The sequence below is a fragment of the Clostridium prolinivorans genome, assembly GCF_004011155.1.
Lineage (GTDB): Bacteria > Bacillota > Clostridia > Clostridiales > Clostridiaceae > Clostridium_AT > Clostridium_AT prolinivorans.
Genome location: NZ_RJWG01000002.1, coordinates 278,194 through 300,011 on the forward strand (window position 1 = coordinate 278,194; position 21,818 = coordinate 300,011).

Sequence of the window (21,818 nt, forward strand, 5' to 3'; positions counted from 1 at the left end):
ATTTTATATAGCAAAACACGTGCCAAAATTGTGTATTAAAAAACCTAAGGTATAGTAATCGTTATAAATCAATACCTTAGGTCTATTATTTGTTTATTATTTGTTTATTATTAATACACTATTAAAAAATATTAATACACATTATGGTATTTTTTAAATACATTATTCCAGCATTTCTGCAATATAAAATAATTCATCTTCGCTTAATTTTAAATTTAAAGAGCTATTAATTACTTCATTTGCAGTTTCAAGACACCTTAATACATACGAATTAATTTTACTTTTATCCTGCTTATATATTAATCCATCTTTAATAACCATTCTTTCTAATGCACATCCTGCATGTACAACAATTCTAATACGCATAGCATTATCAAAATCTTTTTTTAAATTTTCTTCTAATACACTTAGAAATTTCATTAATACACTAATAATTTTACTTGGATTTAAAAAAGTTAAAAATTGTTTTAAACTGTCTTCGCATAATTCTTTTACAACTGTATTAGTATGTTTTGGTTTTAATTTAATATTTTTGTTTTCTATTATACTTGCTATTATTTCTTCACCATTTCCTCCAATTAAAGATTCTAGTGAAATAAATGGCGCATCAATTTTAGGATTCATAATACCAATTGAAGCAATTATATTATACTTATTTTTTATAATCTCTATTTTTTTATTTAATTCTTTTACTCCTATGGGAATTATTTTAATTTCTTCATTAGTTAAATTAATAATTATATTTTCAACTAATTCTTTTAATTTTTCTGCTGTTCCTATTCCAGTAGAACAAATAGTAATTATAGCTTTTTCTTTATCTTTATATTTTTCATTTTCTACTACTAAATTTCCATATCCCTTAAAATTCTTAAGGGAATCGTAAAGTGTATCTAAATCCATACCAAATAAATTAGACTTTCTAACAGCTTCAAGTACTACTGGAGTAGAAACCATATCAATAGTTTTTACTTTAATGCCAGTTTTTTCTGTAATTATAGTATCAAAATTAGCTAAAGATCCCATATCTACTAATAATAAAATTCCCTTGCCTGTGTTTAATTCTTTGACTCTTTCAATTAATTGATCTAATATTTTTTTAGGGCTAACTTCAAGAGACATATCAACAGCCTCAACTATACCTTCTCCTAAAAGTCTTTTAGCTACATTTACCATACTGCTGGCAGTGCTTGTCCCATGTGCTGCAACTATTATAGCTACACGATCTGTATTTTGATTTTCATCAATTGTATTTAATAATAAAGTTAAATAAACTAACTCTTCTTCTGGCACCAAAATATTATATCTTTCTTCAATAAGTCTTTTAATTTCTAATGAAATGTTAAATTCTTCAGGATTATCCTTAACTATATCTTCAATATTTGCATAATGAACAGGAGTTTTTGACTCAACTCTTTTCATAAAAGAACTTAAATGAAGTCCTAATGCATATAAAAATCTTTCGCTTAACTTTTTATTAAACTTCTTTTCTATAAAACTTTTTACCTCTTGAGAAAATTTAAGAATATCTTCACTTATTATTTCTAATATTTTATCTCTTCCTGATGAAGTATTTTTAAATTTATCATAAAAACATTTTATGTGAATATTGATATCCGTAGTAATAAATTTTTTTATATACTCTTCATCTACTCCCTCTTCTTTTAATAATGCAGCCTTATCTTCTATTATTTTATAAAGATTAAAAGGAGGTTCATAATCATCATCTTTTATTAAATTTTTACATCCAGTAGGTAAAATTATTAAATGAGATTTAACAAGTTCAGATATCTCCTCTATTTCTTCTCTTTTAGAACTTAAATTAAATAAACCGCTCTTTATTTCAGGTGGCAGGGATTTAAAATCTATATTTATAAACTCTTTATTTTCTATACTATTTAAAAATCCCTTAGCACATACAAGCTGAATATTAGACTTTAATTGACCTATATTACCATAAGAAGCACTCCCTATAAGAGCTTTAACAGCATCAGCTTCAATTTTAATACTTTTATTTACTCTATGAGCTTCATTAGAAAGTAAAAATTTAACTATATCCAATCTATCTTTAATAGGACGTTCTTCAAAGCTTGGTATATTTATTATGATTGGTATTCTTCTTAAAAAAGTTTTTAATAGAGAAGATCCTGGCTCTTCAGTAGTTGCCCCTATAATAAGCACATTTGCTTTTCTTTTTCTTTCAGATTCTCCTAATTTATTATAAGTACCGGTATCCATAAAATAAAATATCATTTCCTGACCTTCTGGAGGCAGCCTATGAATTTCATCTAAAAACAATATCCCATTATTAGCTTTTTCAACTATGCCCTCTTTATCACTATCAGCTCCTGTAAAAGCACCTTTTATATGTCCAAAAATATGAGATATAAGAAGCTGAGGATTATTATAATAATCAGCACAATTAAATACAATAAAAGGAGCATCTTCTTTCAATCTCTTTGTAAATTTAGCGTAATTATACATCATATTTGCAAAAAGTGTCTTACCAACACCAGTTTGTCCAACAATCAAGGTATGAAGTCCATTAGGCGGATATAATATAGCTGCCTTAGCTTGTTCAATTTGATTTTTTAATCCTGAATCTGCTCCAATAAGTGAACTAAAAGGCGATGAATCAATATTTTCTGATTTTTCTTCTTTTATTAATTCATTAATATCTTCTAATTCATTAAAGCTTTTATCTAATTTATATCCAATAATATTTTCTACAGATTTTTTATCTATATATAGTACAGGTCTTCCTTTAATTTTTATAATTTTATCTTGTCTTAATAGTGTATTAAGTTCCATACTTACATTGTTACGCAAAATTCCTAATGCCTCTGAAATTTCACTTGCACTAAAGCCTTTATTTTCTTTTAAATCTTCTAATGTAAGAGCTTTAGATTTTTCAATTAAATAATTATAAATTTTATCTATTCGCTTCATAAGTTTAACCTCCATTATAGAGAGCATTTACAATAAGTAATACTGTATAATTAGTGTATTAATACACTAATATTATAACATATTATATAAATTGTGTAAAAACTAAATATTATTATGTACTTTTTTAAATTTAAATTAGTAAAATCTATTCTTATTTTTATTTGATAAATATTATTAATATATTAAAATTCTTTATACTTTCTTTATATAAATAGAAACAATCTTAACACAATCTTAATACTTAAAATGTTATTATTTAAATTTGAAAAATAAGCTAGGAGGTATCTAGTTATGAAAGATGCACTTTTTATAGTATCATTATTAATTTGTTTTATTTCAATTAAATTATTTATAAATTGGTGTGATAAACAGATTATAAAAAACAATAATAAATAATGTTTGGAGGTAAGCATATGTGGATTTTAATAATTATTATAGTATTACTTTTTTTATATCTTACTTATGCATTATTTAACCCTGAAAAATTTTAATTAAGGTTTAAAAATAGGGAGGAAAAATATATGGAATGGTTACAAATAATAGTAACTTTATTAATATTTATGATTTTAGTAGTTCCTATGGGAAAATATTTATATTGTGTATCTACCGGAGATAAAATTTTAGGAGAAAAATTTTTTAATAAAATTGATAATTTTATTTTTAAAATATGTGGAATAAATAAAAATGAAGAAATGAATTGGAAAGAGTATGTAATTTCCATAATTACATTAAATGCAGTTATAGTATTCATAGGATATATAATATTAAGAACTCAAAATCTTCATGTTTTAAATCCAAATAAAATAAAAGCTATGGAACCTAGTTTGACATTTAATACATTAATTAGTTTTATTACAAATACTAATCTTCAAAACTATAGTGGTGAATCAGGGCTTTCTTATTTTAGCCAAATGACAGTCATAATATTTATGATGTTTATATCATCGGCTACAGGTTTTTCAGCTGCACTAGCTTTTATGAGGGGAATTGCTGGGAATAAAAAAACAATGGGTAATTTTTTTGTTGACTTAGTGAGAATTATTACAAGAGTTTTATTGCCGTTTTCAATAATTATAGGACTTTTATTGGTAACTCAGGGAGTACCTCAAAATTTTTCTGGTATTCATAAAGTAACCACAATAGAAGGTAAAATTCAAGACATAGCAATGGGACCTGTAGCAGCTTTAGAATCTATAAAGCATATAGGAACTAATGGAGGAGGCTTTTTTGGAGCAAATTCCAGTCATCCTTTTGAAAACCCTACTCCTTTATCAAATTTAATTGAAATTTTATCAATGATGTTAATTCCTGGATCCCTTGTATATACTTTTGGGCTTATGATTAAAAATAAAAAACAAGGCTGGTCAATATTTACAGCTATGGGAATACTATTTTTAATAGGACTACCAATATGTTATTTGGCCGAAAAATCAGGAAATCCAGCTTTGGCACATATAGGATTAAATCAGCTTATGGGAAATATGGAGGGAAAAGAAGTTAGATTTGGTATAGCACAATCATCTTTATTTACTCAAGTAACTACAGCTTTTACTACAGGTTCAGTTAATAATATGCATGATTCTTTAACCCCTATAGGAGGTGCCGTTGCACTTATTAACATGATGCTTAATGTAATCTTCGGAGGAAAAGGTACAGGATTTATGAATATGATTATGTATGCTATATTGGCAGTATTTTTATGTGGCCTTATGGTTGGGAGAACTCCAGAATTTTTATCTAAAAAAATTGAAGGAAAAGAAATGAAATTAATAGCACTTGCTATAATTATTCATCCATTTTTAATACTCATGTTTTCGTCATTAGCTTTAGTACTTCCACAAGCTTCAAAAGCTGTAACAAATCCAGGATTTCATGGACTATCGCAAATTGTATATCAATTTACAACTTCTGCAGCTAATAATGGTTCTGCCTTTGAAGGCCTTTTAGATAATACATTATTTTGGAATACTGCAACAGGTATTGTAATGTTTTATGGAAGATATTTATCTATAATTATACTTTTAGCAGTTGCAGGCTCACTTGCTTCTAAAAAAGCAATACCAGTTTCTGCAGGAACTTTTAGAACTGATAATTTAATGTTTACAATTACTTTAGTTTTTATTGTTTTAATAATAGGTGCATTAACATTTCTTCCATCTTTGGCACTTGGACCTATAGCAGAACATCTTACATTATGGCATTAAAATTAAATAAAAAAAGAAAATGAGGAGATTAATATGGGTGATAAAAATAAAAAATCTAAATTTATTACAAAAGATATGATAAAAGAAGCTAGTATAGAGGCTTTTAAAAAACTTAATCCTAAATATATGGCAAAAAATCCTGTAATGTTTGTAGTAGAAGTAGGTTTTTTTATATCTTTGCTGCTTACAATATTTCCTAATATTTTTGGAGAACAAAGCAGTAATCTTAAAATTTATAATTTTATAGTATCTATAATTTTATTTATAACAGTACTTTCTGCTAATTTTGCAGAAGCAATAGCTGAAGGCCGAGGTAAGGCACAAGCGGAAAGTTTAAAGAAAACAAAAAAAGATACTATTGCAAAACTTTTAGATGATAAAGGCAATATTAAAATTATAAATGCAAATGAATTAAAAAAAGGTGATATAGTTTTAGTTGAAAGTGGAGATATCATACCTAATGATGGAGAAGTAATAGATGGTGTAGCATCTGTAGATGAATCAGCTATAACAGGTGAATCAGCTCCAGTTATGAAAGAATCAGGCGGAGATTTTGCTTCCGTTACTGGTGGGACAAAGGTTGTAAGTGACTGGCTTAAAGTTAAGATAACAGCAACTCCTGGAGAATCCTTTTTAGATAAGATGATATCACTTGTAGAAGGAGCATCTAGGCAAAAGACTCCTAACGAAATAGCTCTTAATACTGTACTTGTAAGTTTAACTTTAATATTTTTAATAGTTATTGTATCTTTATATCCTATGGCTGCATATTCTGGAGTTAAAATTGAAATTTCTACATTAATAGCTCTTCTTGTATGTTTAATACCAACAACTATAGGAGGTCTTTTATCAGCTATAGGTATTGCAGGCATGGATAGAGTTACAAGATTTAATGTAATAGCTATGTCAGGAAAAGCAGTTGAAGCTTGTGGTGATGTAGATACTATCATACTTGACAAAACAGGGACTATAACTTTTGGAAACAGGTTAGCGTCAGAATTTATACCTGTTGCCAATATAAAATCAGAGGATTTAATAAATTATGCTGTTATTTCTTCTTTAAAAGACGATACTCCAGAAGGGAAATCAATAGTAGAACTTGGTAAAAAATTAGGAGCTAAAGTTAATTTTAAAGAATATGAAGATTTGCCTTTTATAGAATTTACTGCTCAAACCAGAATGAGTGGAATAGATTTAAAAGATGGATCTACTGTTAGAAAAGGCTCATATGATGCTATTAAAAATAGGATAAAAGAAATGGGAGGAACTATACCAAAGGATTTAGAAGATAAAGTAAATGAAGTTTCTAAACTTGGCGGTACTCCTTTAGTTGTTTGTGTTAATAATAAAATATATGGAGTTATATATCTTAAAGATACAGTTAAACCTGGTTTAGTGGAAAGATTTAAAAGGCTTAGAGAAATTGGAATTAAAACAATAATGTGTACAGGAGACAATCCATTAACTGCAGCAACTATTGCTAAGGAAGCTGGAGTAGATGGATTTATAGCAGAATGTAAACCAGAAGATAAAATAGAAGCAATAAAAAAAGAACAGGCAGAGGGAAAAATTGTAGCAATGACAGGAGATGGAACTAATGATGCTCCAGCTTTAGCTCAAGCAGATGTTGGAATTGCTATGAATAGTGGTACTACTGCAGCTAAAGAAGCCGCTAATATGGTAGATTTAGATTCAGATCCTACTAAAATTCTTGAAGTAGTTGAAATTGGTAAGCAATTACTTATAACTAGAGGAGCTTTAACTACTTTTAGCATAGCTAATGATATTGCAAAATATTTTGCAATAATACCAGCAGTTTTTACTACTGCTATCCCACAGATGCAGATTATGAATATAATGAAACTTTCAACTCCTTACAGCGCAATACTTTCAGCATTAATATTTAATGCAATAATAATACCAATACTTATACCAATAGCCATGAAAGGAGTAAAATATAAACCTATGAAATCTGAAATAATGCTTCTGAGAAATATGCTTATTTTTGGATTAAGTGGCATAATTGTTCCGTTTATAGGTATTAAGCTCATTGATATAATAATAACTCCATTAGTCAGAATTTTAAATTTAGGATAGTATATAAACCTATAAAAAATATTAGAAAGGACGAATTTTTATGAAAATAATAAAAAAATCTTTGCTGATAAGTATAGTTTTATTACTTCTTTGCGGAGTTATTTATCCACTATGCTTAACAGGAATAAGTCAATTAGTTTTAAATAAAAAAGCTAATGGAAGTATGATTGTTATTAACGGTAAAGAAGTAGGTTCAGAGCTTATAGGTCAAGATTTTACAGACCCAAGATTTTTTAAAGGTAGGATTTCAGCCATAAATTATAATACTTATACAGAAGCTGATATAAAACCTGATAAATATGGAAAAACATCTTATAATGGTCCTAAATCTGGATCTCAAAATTTAGCTCCATCAAATAAAGCTTTGCAAAAAAGAGTAGAAAAAGACATAGAAGAATTTTTAAAATCTAATCCAGGAATAAAAAAAGAAGATATACCAACAGACCTACTTACAAGTTCAGCTTCAGGTCTTGATCCAAATATAAGTCCTGAAGCTGCTAAAATTCAAATACCAAGAGTTTCTAAAGCCTCTGGAATAAGTGAAGATAAATTACAACAATTAGTGGATAAATATACTGAAGGAAGAAGTTTAGGATTATTTGGTGAACCAAGGGTAAATGTTTTGAAGTTAAATATTGAAATAGCATCTATTTTAAATAGTAAATAATTGCTAATTTAATAAATCATTTGAAGAAAATAACAATGCATTATATAATAAAATATATTCCATGATTGGTTATTTACTGTACTATATTTAGTTTTTGGTTATATATCCATATTATAAAAGGAGGTTATTTAAAATAAATACTGATAACAGACCTAATCCAGAATATCTGTTAAACCAAATAAAAAAAGAGCAAAATACTCCTACAAGAGGAAAATTAAAAATTTTCTTTGGATATGCAGCAGGTGTTGGTAAAACTTACGAAATGCTTCTTGAAGCTCATGAGCTAAAAAAAGCAGGAAAAGATGTTGTAATTGGATATATCGAACCCCATGCAAGGCCAGAAACTATGGCATTAATTAAAGGTATCGAAAAAATAGACATTAGAACAATTAATTACAAAGGAATAACTGTAAAAGAGTTTGATTTAAATAAAGCACTTTTAAGAAAACCAGAAGTAATATTAGTTGATGAATTAGCTCACACAAACATAGAAGCTAAAAGGCATAGAAAAAGATGGCAAGATGTAGAAGAACTTCTTGATGCAGGAATAGATGTATATACTACTTTAAATGTACAGCATATTGAAAGTTTAAATGATATAGTTGAAAGTATAACTCATATTTCAGTAAGAGAGACAATTCCTGACAGAATATTTGATGAGGCAGATAATGTAGAATTAATTGACATTGAACCTGATGAATTACTAAAAAGATTTAAAGAAGGTAAAATATATAGTAAAGCTCAGACAAAAACTGCTTTAAAAAATTTTTTTACTAAAAATAATTTATTTGCTTTAAGAGAAATTGCCCTTAGAAGAACAGCAGACAGAATAAACTATGAAGTTGAAAATGTAAGACTTGCAAAAGGTCAAATAACAGTAATTCCTACATCAGAACAAATACTAGCATGTATAGGGACTTCACCTTCATCTGCAAGAGTTATACGTACAGCTAGTAGAATGGCTGAAGCCTATCATTCTAAATGGATAGGCCTATATATTGAAACAAATAGCTCTAAAAATTTAAGCAGTGAAGAAAAAGAAATACTTAAATCAAATTTCACTCTAGCAGAGCAACTTGGAGGAGAATTAGTTACCTTATATGGCGACAATATTGTAGAACAAATAATTGAATATGCAAAATTTAGAAATGTAACTAAAATAGTAATAGGAAAAAATCACAGAAAAACTAATAATTTATTCCGTTTTTATGCAAAAGATATAGTTGATAAATTGATGGATTCTAATTCCTATATTGATGTTTATGTTATACCTAACACTACACATAAAAAAAGAAACAGTAAAACTGTGTTAAAAGATAATTTTAATTTTAAATTATCTTTTATAGATATTATTTTATCAACTATTATAATGGCTGTATTTATAGCAATATCATTAATTTTTTATCACTTTAGGCTTAGCGAATCAAGCATAATTATGATTTTAATTTTAGGTATTATAATAGTAACTATTAAAACTAAAGGATATACTTTAGGTTTTATATGGTCAATTATTAGTATATTTTTATTTAACTATTTGTTTACAAAACCAAGATTTTCATTACATTTTACTAATAAAAACTATTTATTCACTTTTCCTACAATGTTAATTGTAACTTTTATAATAGGAACATTAACAACTAGAATACAAAAAGAAGCAAAAAATTCTATAGAAAGAGAAACCACTACTCAAATATTATATAGAGTTAGCAAAAAACTGCTTAGTGCTACTGGAACATCTGATGTAATTTCCATAGGTATAAAATATATGTCGAGACTTCTTGGAAGGACCGTAATTTGTTATTTATCTAAAGATAACAAACTTTTACCTCCTTTTATTTATAACTCTGATAAATCTGGTAAAAAAGATTTTATTTTAAGCAAAGATGAAGAGGCTATTGCATATTGGTGCTTTTTAAATGATAAAGAAGCCGGAATAGGAACAAATAATTTTTATGCTTCAAAAAGTTATTATATGCCTTTAAAAAGTCAAGGCAAAATATTAGGTGTTATAGGTGTATTCTCCAATATTGCTCTTAAGCCAGAAGAAAAATATATATTTCAAACATTTTCAAGTCAAATATCTATTGCTTTAGATAGAGAAATTCTTTCTGAAACTCAAAAAAACATTAAACTTGAAATAGAAAGTGAAAGACTAAGAAGTAATTTATTAAGATCAATTTCTCATGATTTAAGAAGTCCTTTAGCAGGTATCAAAGGAGCTGTAAGTACTATTATTGAAAATGGCTCTTCTATTTCTGATACTAAAAAAAATGAGCTTATTCAAGGCATTTATGAAGACACAGAATGGCTTATAAGGTTAGTTGAAAATCTACTTAGTATGACTAAATTTGATGAAGGCAAAATGGAAATTAAAAAGAATATAGAAGTTGTTGAAGAAGTAATATACGAAGTTGTACAAAGAACTTCCAAAAGATTTAAAGATCATAAAATAAAAGTAACAGTCCCTGATAATGTTATAGTTGCCCCTATGGATGGAAGTTTAATTGAACAGGTTCTTATAAATTTAATTGATAACTCATTAAAATTTACACCAAAAGGATCAGAAATAGAAATTAAGACATATGAAAAAGATGAAAAAGTATTTTTTGAAGTTATTGATAACGGAACTGGAATAAAAGAAGAAATACTACCACATATATTTGATAGATTTTTCACTGACGGAGGCAAAATAAGTGATTCCAGAAGAGGTGTAGGGTTAGGTCTTGCTATTTGTAAATCTATAGTTGAAGCTCATGGAGGAAAAATTTATGCATATAATAAAAAAGGTGGAGGAGCAGTTTTCTGCTTTTATATTCCAAAGGAGGAAATTTAATGGAAAGCAAAATATGCATACTTGTTGTTGAAGATGATAAACCCATAAGAAATTTTATAACCACATCATTAGAAGCACAAGGTTTTAAATATATTGAAACAAGTAAAGGAAAAGAAGCTATTGTGCTTTCAATGTCTTATAATCCAGATCTTATAATATTAGATTTAGGTCTTCCGGATATTGACGGTATAGAAGTTATAAAAAAAGTAAGAGAGTGGTCTAATACACCTATAATTATTGTTTCTGCCAGAGAAAATGAAAGACAAAAAATAGAAGCTTTAGATAAAGGAGCCGATGACTATTTAACTAAACCTTTTGGTATTGGTGAACTGCTTGCAAGAGTCAGAGTAGCTTTAAGACATAAAAATTCTATAGAAAATCAAAATTTAAACAAAGATAAATTTAAAGTTAGAGATTTAGTTGTTGATTTTAATAAAAGAAAAGTATTGATAAATGATGAAGAAATACATTTAACTCCTATAGAATATAAAATAATGGCTCTTTTTTGTAAATATCCAGGAAAAGTATTAACACATAATTTTATTATTAGTGAAATATGGGGCGGACAGGCAGGCAATGAAACCCAATCTCTTAGAGTATTCATGGCTAACTTAAGAAGGAAAATAGAGAAAGATCCTGCCCATCCTCAATATATTTACACTGAAGTTGGAGTTGGATATAGATTAATTGATGAATAAAAATAATTTGTATTTTAATCTATTTTACAGCTCCAGCCATAACACCTTTAATAATATATTTTTGTGAAAATAAATAAAAAATAATAACTGGTATTATAGAAAGAACAAGTCCTGCCATTGCCAAATTCCATTGTATTGTAAATTCTCCAAAGAAGTAAAAAGTTGATAGGGGAATTGTTCTTAATTCAGGACTTCTAAGAACCAAAGATGGAAGTAAATAGTCATTCCATATCCAAATAACATTTAATATAGCTACAGTTACAGTAATAGGTTTTAATGTAGGAAAAACTATTTTCCAAAATACTTGAAATTTATTAGCCCCGTCAATCATAGCTGCTTCTTCCAGAGAAGCTGGTACTCCTTTTATAAAACCATGGTATAAAAATACTGATAGGCTTAATCCAAATCCTATATACATGAATATAATACCAAAGTAACTATCTATCATAGAAAAATTTATAGATTTTATTTTCCATTTAGTCATATACTGCATTAAAGGTATCATAACTGATTGAAAAGGAACAAGCATTGTAACTACAAATAAATATAATATAAAATCCGAAATTTTTGATTTATTTCTAACTAATACCCATGCTGTCATAGAAGAAAATATTATAATTAAAGAAATACTAATTACTGTTATAAAAAGTGAATTAGAAAATGCTCTTACAAACTTCATCTTTTCCATTGCCTTTGTATAATATGAAAAATCTATAGGTTTAGGCAATCCCATCGTATCTGTAAATATTTGTTTTCTTCCTTTAAAAGAATTAACCACCATAATATACATAGGAAATAGAGTTAAAAATGCAATAAACCATCCAAATAATGCAACTAAGCTTGAACCTTTTATTCCTTTTTTCATTACATTTCCACCTCTCTTTTCTTTGTAAAATAAACTTGAGCTACCGTAATTAACATTATTACAAGGAAGAAAATAATAGATTTTGCTTGTGCTATTGCATATTTATTATAACTAAATGCTGTTGAAAATATATTCATAGTTATAAGTTCTGTGGATCCAAATGGTCCTCCATTAGTTAATGATAAATTAGTATCATATTGTTTAAATGCATTTGATAAAGTAACAAATAAACTTATAGTAAATGCAGGTGCAATAAGTGGAAGAGTAATTTTTTTAAACTTTGTAAAACTATTTGCACCATCTATTTCTGCTGCTTCCATAACTTCATCAGATATGCTCTCTATAGAAGCTATATAAATAACCATCACATATCCTGCCATCTGCCAGGTTCCAACAATAACTAATGCCCAAAATGCCATAGTTGAATCATCAAGCCAATTAAATAAAATATTTTGTTTGTGTAAAATCTCTCCAAGCTGAACAAAAAATTTAGTAAATACAAACTTCCATATAAAACCTAAAATAAGTCCTCCTATTAAATTAGGTAAAAAATATATACTTCTTAATATATTTTTTGATTTTATTTTTGAAGTTACCAAAAGTGCTAAAGTTAGACCTATAATATTAACAAAAATAACCATTGCTATAGTATATTTAGCTGTAAGCAAAAAAGATGAAATAAATTTTTGATCGCCTAAAGCTAATGCATAATTTCTTAAACCTGTAAATTTTGAGCCTTTAAATGCAAATCCATCCCAATTAGTAAATGAATAAATAACTCCCATAATAAAAGGTATTATAACTACATTTACAAATATAAATAATGAAGGAATAACAAATAAAGAAGTTGTTATTTTATTTTTGGTAGACTTTTTCATTGCTTCACCTTCCATTTCTACAAACATTATAAAATATATTATGAGGTTAAAAGCCTTCAATCATATAAATTTTAGAAGGCTTTTAATCTCATAGAAAATTATATTATTTTATTTGCTTACAGCATCAGTCCAAACTTTATTTATCTCATCTAAAAGCTGATCAGTATTTATTTTCCCAGCATAATATTTTTCCATTGCACTAGAACAATCTTTATCTACTCCAGCAGGGAAAAGATTAAAAGTCCAAGGAACTGTTTTACCCTCTTGTGAATACTTTGAAACATCTGCTGCTAAAGGATCCATATCTTTTGTATCAAATCCTTCATATGCTGGTATTAATTTGAATTTTTCAGTTACATATGTTTGTCCTGCTTTATCAGTATATAACCAATCTAAAAACTTTTTAGCACCTTTTTGTTGTGCTTCAGTAGCATTTTTATTTACACGGAAAAAGTTAGTATTCCCTACAGCAAGACTATCATTAGCATTAAACGGAACAGGCATCATACCATATTCAAAATCAACATCATAATCATCTAAAAGTGATTGTACCCAATTACCTTGATGAATCATTGCATATTTACCTTGTGCAAATCCAGCAACTTGTTCATCATAAGTATCTTTAGCTAAATTAGTATGAGTTTTTAATTTATCTAAATCTTGAACATATTGTTTAACTTCTGGTACATCCTTTAATTTTGTTTTCCCAGATATAACATTATTTATAACTTCTTTATAATTATCCATTACTGCAAAAGGCCAGTTAAATGGATGCATAAACTGGAAGTAAGTTTCTTTACCAAAAGCAATTGCCTTAGAAACTCCTTGAACTTTTTCAAGTTTTTCACAAGCTTTAATTAAATCATCCATTGATTTTATATCTTCAGCTTTTACTCCGGCTTTTTCAAATAAAGTTTTATTATACACTAATCCAAATCCTTCTATAGCAACTGGAAGACCATATAATTTTCCATCTTTCATTGCATCTTCTTTTTGACCTTTTACTATTTTTTTACTTGCTGCTGTATCATCTAATGTTGTCATATAATTAAAAAATTTTTCAAATTCAGAACCACTTCCGCAAGTAAATATTGTAGGTGCTTTCCCTGGATCAGAGGCAAATTGAGTTTGAAGTACTTTTACTAAATCATCTCCAGCTGCTCCCAATATTTGAACTTCAACATCATTTTGAGATTTGTTAAAATCTTTCGCAGCATTTTCAAGCTGTTCTTGAATTTCAACTTTATTTTGAATTAATGTAACTACCGCCTTTTCTTTAGAATCAGTATTTGTATTTCCCTCTGTTTTTGTCGTAGAAGAACATCCTGATAACGTTGATAGTATTAATGCCGCAGCACACACTCCACTTAAAAACTTTTTCATAACACGCCTTCCCCCTATTATATTAATATTTTTAGGTAATTACTTTTGCTTAATATTCAACATTATAATCGTAAAAGTTTACAATTATAACATTTTTGCTTTTAAATTACACTTAAGTTATATATAACATTTTTAAATTTTAAACTATATTTTTATTTAGTATAAAATTTATTGATATAATTTAACTTTTTAAAGTCATATAATTTAATTATTATAATTTAATATATAAATTTTTAAATTAATAATCGTTTTCAATAAAAGCATTATATTACTTTAATTCTAAAAAATTTTAATATTAAGTGTAATTTAAAGCATTTTTTAATTACCTAAATTATTATGTTTACATTATATATTGAAAATAGTATACTTTTTATAAAATATTAATATTTTTTACAAAATTTTAAGGTAAATTTTTAAATTAATTACAAATACCATTTAAATTTATAATTATTATTAAATTTTAATTTGGAGTGATATCATTGAGTAATATTTATAAAAAACTTGAGCTTATTATTGCACAAAATAAATATAGTTCTTATACTCATCCTCCTTATGAACTTGAAAAAAAATTAATGCAGTATATTAAACAAATGGACAAAGATAAAAGTCTTGAAACATTATCACAGATTAATTCTTTAGAAAGAGCCCATTTATCTAAGAGACCTCTTAATTCTCTTAAATATTCTCTTGTAGGCTCCTGTACTCTTTTTACAAGAGCTATTATTGAAGCTGGAGTAGATGCCGAAACTGCATTTATGTTAAGTGATTACTATATAAATCTTATAGATGAGACTAATACGAAAGATGAAGTGCAAAACTTAGAATATAAAATGATAGATGACTTTATAGAAATTGTAAAAACTCATAAAAAACATATTTATAATCCTGTTATAAATCGTGTAATTTCTTATATTAAAAAAAATATAGAAAATACTCTATCTCTCCAAGAGATAGCTGAATTTGTAAACGTACATCCAAATTATCTTTCTTCAACTTTTAAAAAAGAGGTAGGAAAAACTTTAAGTGAATATATTAATGAAGAAAAAATAAATGCAATAAAACTTTACTTAATTTACACTAATTCTTCTATAAGTGAAATAAGCTGTATATTTAATTTTAAACATGTAGGTTATTTTTCACGTTTTTTTAAAACTCATACAGGTCTTACCCCTATGGAATATAGAAAACAAAATAGTTCTTTATATTAATTAAATCAAAGATATAGAGGATATTCATGAAAATTAAACATTAAAAACCATTATTATTAACTATTATCTGCATAAATAAAAAAAGAGTCAGCCTTTTGGAGCGGTCAAATAGGGATTTATAATTCCTAAAAAATTCGGCATAGTCGTTGATATTCGGCTATGCCGTTTTTTCGTTTATTTTGGTAAGTCGATAGCGCCAATGCAGTTATAAAAAATCTGAATCCGCTGGGTTCTGCGGCCATCTATCTTTTCAGCCTTGAATACTATAATTTTGTCGATGAACTCTCTAATAATCTCTGCATCCAATTCTGTAATTTCTGTGTACTTTTTAACCAGTGCTAAAAAGCGGTCGGTATTGAGGGACTGTTCATTTGCTGTATCAATGGTATGTTTTAATTTGGTTATCCTTTCTTCCAGTGCCTTCTGCTCGGCTTCATATTCAGCTGACATCTTGTAAAAACGCTCTTCGGGAATTTTACCCATCACATTATCCTCATATAGCTTTCGAATGATTTTATCTATGTCAGCAATACGAGCCTGTGCTTGTTCATACTCCTTTTGACTTTGGCGAAGTTCTTTGGCAAGTTCCTTTTCTGAATTATTCATAACTATACGGATGAATTCCTGTTCATGGTCTTTGGCAAAGGAGGTTACACATCTTAAGTCTTCTAAAAGAAGCTGTTCCACTATAACATTACGTATCTGATGCGAACTGCACATACCCTTTTTCTTGCGGTAAGTAGCACAAACGAAGTATTCCTTATCGTGTGTCCATCCCTTGCCTCTAACCTGATACAGCTTTGCTCCACAGTCGGCACAAAACATCATGCCAGAAAGCATTCCCATTTCACCTAATCGTGATGGTCTTCGCTTGCCATCTCTGATTTTCTGCACTGTTTCCCAAGTACCCTTATCAATAATTGCTTCATGGGTATTTTTGAAAACCAGCCAATCTTCTGGATTATTTAATATCTTGACTTTGCTCTTATATGACTTTTTAGAAGTCTTGAAATTTACCGTGTGACCTAGATATTCCATTTTAGCCAGAATATCTGCTACGGCCCGAGCCGACCAAGCATATGGGTTTTCTGGTGGTCTTGCTGGAGTGTTAATACCCATTTTGCGAAGATGAACCGTAGGTGTATCAATGCATCGTTTTTCAAGTTGCTTTGCTATCTGCGTGGGTCCAAAGCCAGCCATGCACAGTCGGAAAATATCTCTGACCACTTCGGCGGCTTCCTCATCTATAATCCAGTGCAACTTATCTTCAGGGTCTTTAATATAACCGTAAGGTGGATTGGTACAGAGTGGCTTACCAGATTGTCCCTTGGATTTGAACACAGCACGGATTTTCTTGCTAGTATCCTTAGCGTACCATTCATTAATAATGTTAAGAAACGGTGTAAAGTCACTGTCTGCTTGGTTTGCACTATCAATACCGTTGTTAATAGCAATGAATCGTACATCTGCTTCAGGAAACATAATCTCGGTATAATATCCTACTTTAAGGTAATCCCTGCCGAATCGTGACATATCCTTGATGATAATCGTTCCGATTCTACCGGACTCTACATCAGCAATCATGCGGTTAAAGTCTGGTCTATCAAAAGTTGTACCGCTGACCCCATCATCCACATAAAATTCGATGTTGCGAAAACCGTTGTCCTCAGCATATTTTTTTAGAATTGCCTTCTGGTTCACTATGCTGTTGCTGTCTCCTGCAAGCTCATCATCACGTGAGAGCCTGCAGTACAGAGCAGTAATTTTTGCTTCTTCAAATGCTAATGTTGATTTACGTATAGTGCTAAATGTTGACTGTCTATTCATTTTTATCCTCCATTTCCGACAGTCTTCAAGCGGTTTAGCACTATGTATATTACCGTACTACCTTGAAGAAGTCGAGTTGATTTCCGTGGGTTTATATGAACTATCAGATAACTTTGAAAGGTTTTTTGCGTTGACTGTAATCAGTCGTTTCAGCTTGGAATATGCACTTTCCTTTGCTGAATCACTTACTCGTGATTCCACCACATAGACCGTACCTCCGATATCGGATTTGGTTGTGCGGCTGTTACTTTGATTTTCCATATCGTGACCTCCTGTCCGATGTTTTGATGGAACTGGCACTGAGCCGAATTGATGACTCAGTGCCTAATCCATTATTTAAGCTTTTATTTGTAATATTTTCAGAGCATCCGGTTGAATCAACTTCCCATCCAATCTCTCGTAAGCAGAAAATCCGATTTGCCCCTGCAATGCATATAACTCACTTAATTTTTTTATCGTTATTGGTTGACGTTCAATCAGCCAGTAGTATGATAAATCTCCAAATACAATGCTTTTTGCTCCTGCTGATACTGTAGGCATATATGGAGAGGTAACTACAGGTTTTCCGAAGATGGTGTTATCCGAAGAATTCCACAGATAACTACCGCTTGTATCTTTAAGGGTTCTAAGAAGCATAGCTGTATTATCGTGCATGATAAACACAGCGTTATTTCGGTATTCATCTTTTAATGAAAAATACAGAGAGATAATCTCGTCAAAAGAGATGTTAGCACTATCTGCTGTAGTTACATCTGCATCTGCTGTAAGGATACCTGTTGGCTGTGTTGTGCCATTTCCATTAAGTAATGCATTTTCCTCAGCCTTGCCAAAACGCTTCGCAAAATCACCCATCAGATATTTTTCAAGATTAAAGTTCATATCGGTGACAAATGAGCGGTTTAGCTTGACAAGAGATGCCAGCTTGTATGATTTCACCAGAAACTGTGTAAATGTATCGGCACTTTCAGGGATTGGATCCCCGTCTTCAACCCAATCTGCTGTACCCGTTGAGGATACCGCTTGAATTTTACCTTCTGCAGAAGATAGATTGATAACAGTGGCAAATCTGCGGAATATATTCTCCTTTGCCAAAGCAGTGTTAAAACCTTCCCTGAATTCATCTGGTGCGACATATGCTCCGACATTATCGTACCCCTCGTTCAGATTCTGATAATTTTCGTCTTTTCCTTTCATAACGTTCCAAAACGCTCTATTATAAGTTGTTGATGTTGCCATAATCGTTTACCTCCTAAATTCTATTAAATGTGGGGTATATACCCCGTTTGAAACTGCGTTTTTTTACGCGTTGCCCCACGCCCGTTGTCCAGATGTAAAGGTGTGGAGATTTGACCTCCCCTAGGGGCAGGTATTAACACATGGAGTTTTATCCATTGTTTTCACTGGTTTTAAGCTTTGTAGCAAGATGTAGCAGGTAAAAACTAAACTCTCTATACGAGAGCGATTTTTTATATAACCTGTTTTTCTTGCTACAAGCTGCTACACTGTGTTTAAATAAGAAGAAATTCTTCTTCAGTCAGCTTATATCCGATAAGCATTGTGGTCATCCCACCACCAGAACGTGGTCGTTTCCGTTCTACACGGGCGATAGCTGTTAATGCTTGTTTGAAGTTTCTTGCATTCTCCGAATAACATCCATTGGCACTGCACCAACGCTGATACCGGGCATACACTTCGGATGTCCGCACCTCACTATTAGGACTTTCCTCCAAGGCATCCTCGAAAAATAATGCTATTTTGTCGCTGTCACGTTTATAAGCCTCCGTTGCTGTCTTAACGGAATCAGGTAAAGTCAAGCCTTCTTTCTTTAACAGCTGATAGCCTTCAATTAGCCAGTTGAGGATAGCACTTTGATTCTTTGGTTTGGAGAATTCACGTTTTAGGTTTTTATCCTGCTCGCTTTCATCAAAGTGTCGTTCAAAAGGGATAATCACCACTCTGCCACTGGAAAACAGCGTCATATCCGTAATAACGGGCAGATAATTGGTGTTGATATACAGCTTAAACTTTGGTGAAAAGTCAAAAGAATTCTCATGTAGAAACCTTGCGTTGATGGTGTCACCACCTGTCATGCTTTTTACCTGTGCAGCATTTAGGACAAGTCCTCTGCTAGGTTCGGAGATATTCACAAAGCGTACTCCTGCAAGCCGGGCAATATCTTCACTTGGACTTGAACTGTTATTGTTCTTTTTCAGACTGATAGTCTCCGGCCTTGCGGTACAGCCATAACTGCCTAATACCTTAAGAATGCTCTCGCATAGCGTACCTTTTCCGTTTCGAGTTGTAGCACCATAGAGAACAAACAGGCATTCATACCGAGTGTCTCCGCTGATACTGTAGCCAAAGGCTTTTTGGAGGAATTTTGCCTTTTCCTCATCTCCGCTCATAATCTCATGAATAAATCTATTCCATCGCTCGCTTTTTGCTTCTGGGTCATATTTAACGCCAGATATCTTTGTAAGTCTGTCCTCGCTGTTGTGGGGACGAAAATCCATAGATGTTAAAAACAATGTTCCATTGGCACAGTTGAGCATAAGCGGGTCTTGGTCAAATTCAGCCATTGATATGGGATATACGCTCTGTGCATCCTTAAGCACCGTTTCCCTGTATCTTCTTGACTGCCACTTTCGGCAATAGTCAATGTATGCCTTTCTTTGATGTTCATCCTGAATAGTCAAAGCATAGGTTAGTAGTTGGTTAGCCAATGATTTACACATTTCCATCACTTTGAGATTACCGACATCAGGAATCCAAATGCCATTCTCATAGCAAAACCACATCTTCCTTTCGGGAACAAAGCGGGCTAAAGATTTATAATAATCAGCAAACAGCCTGCTTGCCCCAATATCCGTCCAAGGGTAGCGATCGTTACTCTCAGGCTTAAAGCCAGTAAGAGAACATTCACCAAAATCCTTTGTAGCTGATGAACGCTTACCACCTGGTTTGTATATTTCAGTAGCATTTGCGATAGCTTTTTCTATGGTTATCATTCCATAAGTACTACCGGACTGCGGTCTATTCCATTTATCTCGCATTAGGCCGCTCTGCCGGAAAAGTCTGTCTATCTGTCCAATATCCCTGCCACACCAAAATGCCAGCATACCGCAAAGTGCCAAATCAGCTTCACTGGCAGAAGCATAACCAGATGTATCTCCCTGCCATAATGCTTTGAATTTTTCTCCATTTGCTGATTTTAATGCCTTCTCAATAACAGACTTGTCAGACAGATAGGATTGACTTTCTGTATCCAGTAGTTGCTTCACAGGAGTAGGACACAACATATACTTGTCTAGTATCATCTGTAGTTCATACGATTTCTCCGCTATATCACCATCTGCAAACATATTTCCCGTTACGGTAACAAAGCGGTTTGTTGCTCCAGCCACATAGACCTCAACTCCCAGCTTTCTGTTGTTGATATAGTATTTTGTTTTGTCGAAGTCAAAGCCTGTGGCCTTAAAGAAAATATGCAACCCTTTTCCAGATGGACTGTATTCCATATAGCAACCACTAAAAGCCTCTACAACATTTTGGGCAACAGGCTTAAGCTTACCGCTGCTAACAAAGCAATCATCTAAGTCGATAACACAAATGTCATTACCTACCAAAAAGCCGATACCGTCATAATCACTTATAGCAGCTACCGCCGAACTAAAATCTTTAAAGGTACTCCGCTTATCTGCTTTTGCCCTTTTTCCTGTTACTGGGTTATAGGGAACTTTGGTTTTTCTGCCACTTCGCTCTTCATATTTCCAACAGCAAAACTGTGGCATATCTTTAAGCATTTGCGGCAAGTTATCATATTTTGTTTTCAGTTACTTCACCTCCTTGCCTTTTATTAATGACCCGAAACGCTACGGTTCCAGAGGGTTTGCCTTGTATGACACAACCTCGTTATCTTTCAAGAATTACGCTCGGAATTATCGTCATGGCATATTCTGCTTGAAGTATCTCTTGCATTTCGGGGTATTCAGTTGTCAAGGAGCAGTGAGAGAAAAACTATGCTTTCATTGGGGGATTATTTTTCCTCTCACCTTATAGCCTTGGTAGAACACATTAGTTGAGGATTTTCTTAAAAATATTTTTCTTCCTCATCTATAAGCGAAGAATTTTATTGATTCGAACCCCTAAAATAAAAAACAGCCTGTCTTTTTTCTAAGGTAAAGACGGCTGTAATGCTTATGCTTTTGCTCA

At 30.7% G+C, this 21,818-nt stretch carries 15 protein-coding genes; 7 read left to right on the plus strand and 8 right to left on the minus strand.

The window, feature by feature from the left end; genetic code table 11:
- Window positions 1-162 precede the first annotated feature (162 nt).
- Window positions 163-2,946, minus strand: a complete 2,784-nt coding sequence (locus EGD97_RS04055; protein ID WP_127836537.1) for a sigma-54-dependent transcriptional regulator — start codon at window positions 2,944-2,946, stop codon at window positions 163-165.
- A gap of 413 nt (window positions 2,947-3,359) precedes the next feature.
- On the opposite strand from EGD97_RS04055, the gene kdpF reads away from it, so the two are divergent.
- From kdpF to EGD97_RS04085, 6 genes are all read left to right on the plus strand, one after another.
- A complete protein-coding gene (kdpF, locus tag EGD97_RS12780; protein WP_078682179.1) occupies window positions 3,360-3,437 on the plus strand; it encodes a K(+)-transporting ATPase subunit F in 78 nt (25 codons plus the stop codon).
- 30 nt (window positions 3,438-3,467) lie between these two features.
- Window positions 3,468-5,150, plus strand: a complete 1,683-nt coding sequence (gene kdpA / locus EGD97_RS04065) for a potassium-transporting ATPase subunit KdpA (protein ID WP_127836538.1) — start codon at window positions 3,468-3,470, stop codon at window positions 5,148-5,150.
- Between the two features lie 33 nt (window positions 5,151-5,183).
- Window positions 5,184-7,247, plus strand: coding sequence for a potassium-transporting ATPase subunit KdpB (gene kdpB / locus EGD97_RS04070; RefSeq protein ID WP_127836539.1), 2,064 nt, complete (start codon window positions 5,184-5,186; stop codon window positions 7,245-7,247).
- Window positions 7,248-7,287: 40 nt separating this feature from the next.
- Complete coding sequence (locus EGD97_RS04075; RefSeq protein WP_127836540.1) at window positions 7,288-7,914, plus strand: K(+)-transporting ATPase subunit C; 627 nt, start codon at window positions 7,288-7,290, stop codon at window positions 7,912-7,914.
- 262 nt (window positions 7,915-8,176) lie between these two features.
- Window positions 8,177-10,747, plus strand: a complete 2,571-nt coding sequence (locus EGD97_RS04080) for an ATP-binding protein (protein WP_407643123.1) — start codon at window positions 8,177-8,179, stop codon at window positions 10,745-10,747.
- Window positions 10,747-11,445, plus strand: a complete 699-nt coding sequence (locus EGD97_RS04085; RefSeq protein WP_127836541.1) for a response regulator — start codon at window positions 10,747-10,749, stop codon at window positions 11,443-11,445. The genes EGD97_RS04080 and EGD97_RS04085 overlap by 1 nt, the downstream gene beginning before the upstream one ends.
- A gap of 19 nt (window positions 11,446-11,464) precedes the next feature.
- Here EGD97_RS04085 and EGD97_RS04090 read toward each other — a convergent pair whose 3' ends face one another.
- From EGD97_RS04090 to EGD97_RS04100, 3 genes are all read right to left on the minus strand, one after another.
- Window positions 11,465-12,310, minus strand: a complete 846-nt coding sequence (locus tag EGD97_RS04090; RefSeq protein WP_078682020.1) for a carbohydrate ABC transporter permease — start codon at window positions 12,308-12,310, stop codon at window positions 11,465-11,467.
- Window positions 12,310-13,188: a carbohydrate ABC transporter permease gene (locus tag EGD97_RS04095; protein WP_078682181.1), complete on the minus strand. Its 879-nt coding sequence runs from the start codon at window positions 13,186-13,188 to the stop codon at window positions 12,310-12,312. Before EGD97_RS04095 ends, EGD97_RS04090 begins: the two co-directional genes overlap by 1 nt.
- Window positions 13,189-13,296: 108 nt before the next feature.
- Window positions 13,297-14,571, minus strand: coding sequence for an ABC transporter substrate-binding protein (locus tag EGD97_RS04100; RefSeq protein ID WP_078682021.1), 1,275 nt, complete (start codon window positions 14,569-14,571; stop codon window positions 13,297-13,299).
- Window positions 14,572-15,050: 479 nt separating this feature from the next.
- On the opposite strand from EGD97_RS04100, the gene EGD97_RS04105 reads away from it, so the two are divergent.
- The gene (locus EGD97_RS04105) at window positions 15,051-15,779 is read left to right on the plus strand and encodes an AraC family transcriptional regulator (RefSeq protein ID WP_078682022.1); all 729 of its coding nucleotides are present in this window, start codon (window positions 15,051-15,053) and stop codon (window positions 15,777-15,779) included.
- Between the two features lie 174 nt (window positions 15,780-15,953).
- Here EGD97_RS04105 and EGD97_RS04110 read toward each other — a convergent pair whose 3' ends face one another.
- The 4 genes from EGD97_RS04110 to EGD97_RS04125 all read right to left on the minus strand — a co-directional run bounded on the left by EGD97_RS04110 (window position 15,954) and on the right by EGD97_RS04125 (window position 21,409).
- Window positions 15,954-17,606: a recombinase family protein gene (locus EGD97_RS04110; protein ID WP_127836542.1), complete on the minus strand. Its 1,653-nt coding sequence runs from the start codon at window positions 17,604-17,606 to the stop codon at window positions 15,954-15,956.
- Between the two features lie 57 nt (window positions 17,607-17,663).
- Window positions 17,664-17,867: a transposon-encoded TnpW family protein gene (locus EGD97_RS04115; RefSeq protein ID WP_071441617.1), complete on the minus strand. Its 204-nt coding sequence runs from the start codon at window positions 17,865-17,867 to the stop codon at window positions 17,664-17,666.
- 75 nt (window positions 17,868-17,942) lie between these two features.
- Window positions 17,943-18,842, minus strand: coding sequence for a phage major capsid protein (locus tag EGD97_RS04120; RefSeq protein ID WP_127836543.1), 900 nt, complete (start codon window positions 18,840-18,842; stop codon window positions 17,943-17,945).
- 272 nt (window positions 18,843-19,114) lie between these two features.
- Window positions 19,115-21,409, minus strand: a complete 2,295-nt coding sequence (locus EGD97_RS04125) for a phage/plasmid primase, P4 family (RefSeq protein WP_205693944.1) — start codon at window positions 21,407-21,409, stop codon at window positions 19,115-19,117.
- Window positions 21,410-21,818 lie beyond the last annotated feature (409 nt).